This window comes from Reyranella sp. (assembly GCF_052439685.1).
In the GTDB taxonomy this organism is placed as follows: domain Bacteria; phylum Pseudomonadota; class Alphaproteobacteria; order Reyranellales; family Reyranellaceae; genus Reyranella.
This window is the reverse complement of sequence record NZ_JBQVQG010000066.1, coordinates 296-3,051: the sequence shown is the minus strand read 5'-3', so window position 1 is coordinate 3,051 and position 2,756 is coordinate 296. Positions and strand designations below refer to the sequence as shown.

Annotated in this window: 4 protein-coding genes and 1 pseudogene; 4 read left to right on the top strand and 1 reads right to left on the bottom strand. The window is 67.3% G+C overall.

The window, feature by feature from the left end:
- The first annotated feature begins 96 nt into the window (after nt 1–96).
- From ACT6UX_RS30290 to istB, 4 genes and pseudogenes are all read left to right on the top strand, one after another.
- A complete protein-coding gene (locus ACT6UX_RS30290; protein ID WP_444778848.1) occupies nt 97–435 on the top strand; it encodes a tyrosine-type recombinase/integrase in 339 nt (112 codons plus the stop codon).
- Nucleotides 436–447: 12 nt separating this feature from the next.
- Nucleotides 448–903: an IS91 family transposase gene (locus ACT6UX_RS30285; protein ID WP_444778847.1), complete on the top strand. Its 456-nt coding sequence runs from the start codon at nt 448–450 to the stop codon at nt 901–903.
- Nucleotides 879–1,574, top strand: coding sequence for an IS91 family transposase (locus ACT6UX_RS30280; protein WP_444778846.1), 696 nt, complete (start codon nt 879–881; stop codon nt 1,572–1,574). Before ACT6UX_RS30285 ends, ACT6UX_RS30280 begins: the two co-directional genes overlap by 25 nt.
- Before the next feature lie 175 nt (nt 1,575–1,749).
- Nucleotides 1,750–2,462: pseudogene (gene istB, locus ACT6UX_RS30275) on the top strand (IS21-like element helper ATPase IstB); the annotation flags it as partial.
- Nucleotides 2,463–2,506: 44 nt separating this feature from the next.
- Here istB and ACT6UX_RS30270 read toward each other — a convergent pair.
- A partial coding sequence (locus tag ACT6UX_RS30270) for an integrase core domain-containing protein (RefSeq protein WP_444778845.1) occupies nt 2,507–2,756 on the bottom strand: 250 nt, incomplete at its 5' end.

The following is a 2,756-nucleotide window of genomic DNA, read 5'->3' as shown; positions in this document are numbered from 1 at the left end:
GACTTCTTCATCTCCTGCCTCCTCTCGGAGGCCAGTCTCTCAACTAATCGTTGGTCCGAAAACCCGCGGGCAGGTCACCTTCGCCGGATGTGGCGGATGGCCAGGCACCGTGACCGGCGATGGCTGTTCCCCAATAGCCGGGGCAGCGGTCCGGTCGCCGCCAATGTCCTGAGCCGGAGCTTCGCCGCTGCCGTCGCGGCGGCCCAGCTTCCCGGCGGTCGGCGGGCGACGCCCCACACCTTGCGTCATGCCTGCCCTGAGCGGAGCCGAAGGGCCTATGCGACCCGGCTGCTCGAGGCGAAGGTCGACACCCGCGTCGTCCAGGTGCTGCTCGGCCACGAGAATATCGCCACCACGACGATCTATACGCACTTGACCGAACCGGCGCGGGCGTCGCTGTGCACTCTGCTTGACAGGGTGATGAGCGGCGTCTGAGCGATGTCCGGGGTGGCGGACGATTTCCGCCAGTTCGCCGGCCGCTATCTGAAGGCTCATGACGCGGCGATGCTGCCCTCCCATTGCCGCGCCATCGCCGACATCCTCGCCTGCCGGACCGAGACGCTCGGGGGACAGCAATGGGGCTGCCCCGACTGGGGCGCGTTGCTGCACGTCTTGCATTCCTGCCGCAACCGCGCCTGTCCGACGTGCCACGGCGCACAGACCCGGGCCTGGCTCGACCGGCGTCGGGCCGAGATGTTGCCGGTGCCGTACTTCCACGTCACCGTCACCGTCACCGTGCCCGAGGAGCTGCGCGCCGTCCTGCGGCGCCATCAGATCGACGGCTACGGTGCCCTCATGAAGGCCGCGGCCGGCGCGATCGTCGATCTGGCGCGCGATCCGCGCTGGCTCGGCGGCACGCCCGGCGTACTCGTAAGCCGGTGCACAGCTGGACGCAACGGCTGATCCACCATCCCCACGTCCACTGCCTGGTCACCGGCGGCGGCCTGTCCGACGATGGTGCCCTCTGGCATCCCGCCGGCAAGACATTCCTGTTCCCCAGATCGGCGCCCGCCACCATCGTCCGCGCCCGCTTCCGCGACGCCTTCACCGGGCTTTGCCCGCACGTCGACGTGCCGCGCCACGTCTGGCAAATTCCCTGGGTCGTCCACATCTCGCCGTGGCGCGACGGCGAGCAGGCCGTGCTCGAATATCTTGCCCGCTACGTCTTCCGCATCGCCATCACCGACCGCCGCATCCTGGCCGTCAACCCGGACACCGTGACCTTCCGCTACAACGACCGCGCCGCCGATCGCCAGCGCACCGAAACCGTGCCAGGCCACGAGTTCATTCGCCGCTTTCTCCAGCACGTCCTGCCGACCGGCTTCCACAAGGTCCGCTACTATGGCCTGTGGCACCCCTCCCGCCGTGACCACGTAAGCAACCTGAGGAACCTTCTCCTCCTCCAGCAACCGGCCGCAACGCCAGGCGCCCACGCCGATCCACCCGACCAGAGGTATCTCCCCGATCTCGACACGTCACTCGAACCGCGCCTTTGCCCGCACTGCCAAACCGGCCACCTCAGACTGTTGTGCCGACTGTCTCCGGCCCGGCCACGAGGACCATGGCCATGCTGACCGTCCCGCCGATCTTCTTCCCGTCGTTCCCACTGCCCGGCTTCTCGCCCGAGCCACGGCGCATGCCCGGCGCATTGCCCAAGTTCACGTTAATCCGGCAAAATCACCCCCTCGGCAGGCACCTGCCCTCGACAAAGCCGAGGCCGACCACGGTGACGCCTGTTCCGGCCCCATCGAAAACCTCGCTCGGCAGTGCGCCACCGAGGGCGTCGAGCATACCGGCTACCTGTTGCGCCTGACCGAACTCGAGCAGATCGAGCGCGAACGGCGGATGGTCGAGCGGCGGATCATGGAAGCGAGGTTCCCGGCAGTCAAAAGCCTCGACAGCTTCGACTTCCTGGCGCTGCCATCGCTCAACAAGGCATTGGTGCTCGAACTGGCCCGCTGCGAGTACGTGCTCCGCCGGGAGAACGTGATCGCGGTCGGCAACAGCAGCACCGGCAAGAGCCACGTGGCGCTCGACCTCGGGCTGACGCCTGCCAGAAGGGCCTGTCGGTCGGCTTCACCACGGCCGCCGCCCTGGTCAACGAGTTGCTGGAGGCCCGCGACGACAAGCGGCTGCTGAGGCTGCAGCGCCAGCTTGCCGCCTACAAGCTCCTGGTGATCGACGAACTCGGCTACGTGCCGCTGTCGCAGACCGATGCCGAGCTGCTGTTCGAGGTGTTCAGCCAGCGCTACGAGCGGGGCTCGACCATCGTCACCTCCAACCTGCCATTCGACGAGTGGACCAGCGTGTTCGCCTCCGAGCGGCTGACCGGCGCGCTGCTCGACCGGCTGACCCATCACGTCCACATCCTGGAGATGAACGGCGACAGCTACCGGCTGAAACAAAGCAAACGGCGTCAGCGCAGCATGCGATCGCCCGAGATCAGCGGCAACGAAGCGTGAAGCACGGCGGCCCTCGGACGCCGCATTGACCTGAGCCCCAACTTTCATCCAGTCGGGAGTAGAATCCGTTCGTCATTTGGACCTGTGAGGTCCGGTGTTGCAACAGGCCGGGGCGCGAAGCCCTCAGGTAAGCGCAGCGCCCCGGCCTGTTGCGGAACAGAGGCGTTGCGAGCCGCGTAGGCGATCGGCGTCAGATTGCCGAGCGCACTGTGGGGCCGTTCGGTGTTGTAGTCGCGCCGCCATTCCTCGAGTTCGATCCGCGCCTGGGCGAGCGTGCAGAACAGCGTCTCGTTC

Excerpts from the sequence above, each read along its gene's own strand:
- ACT6UX_RS30290 (WP_444778848.1), top strand. The coding sequence starts at position 97 with ATGGCCAGGCACCGTGACCGGCGATGGCTGTTCCCCAATAGCCGGGGC.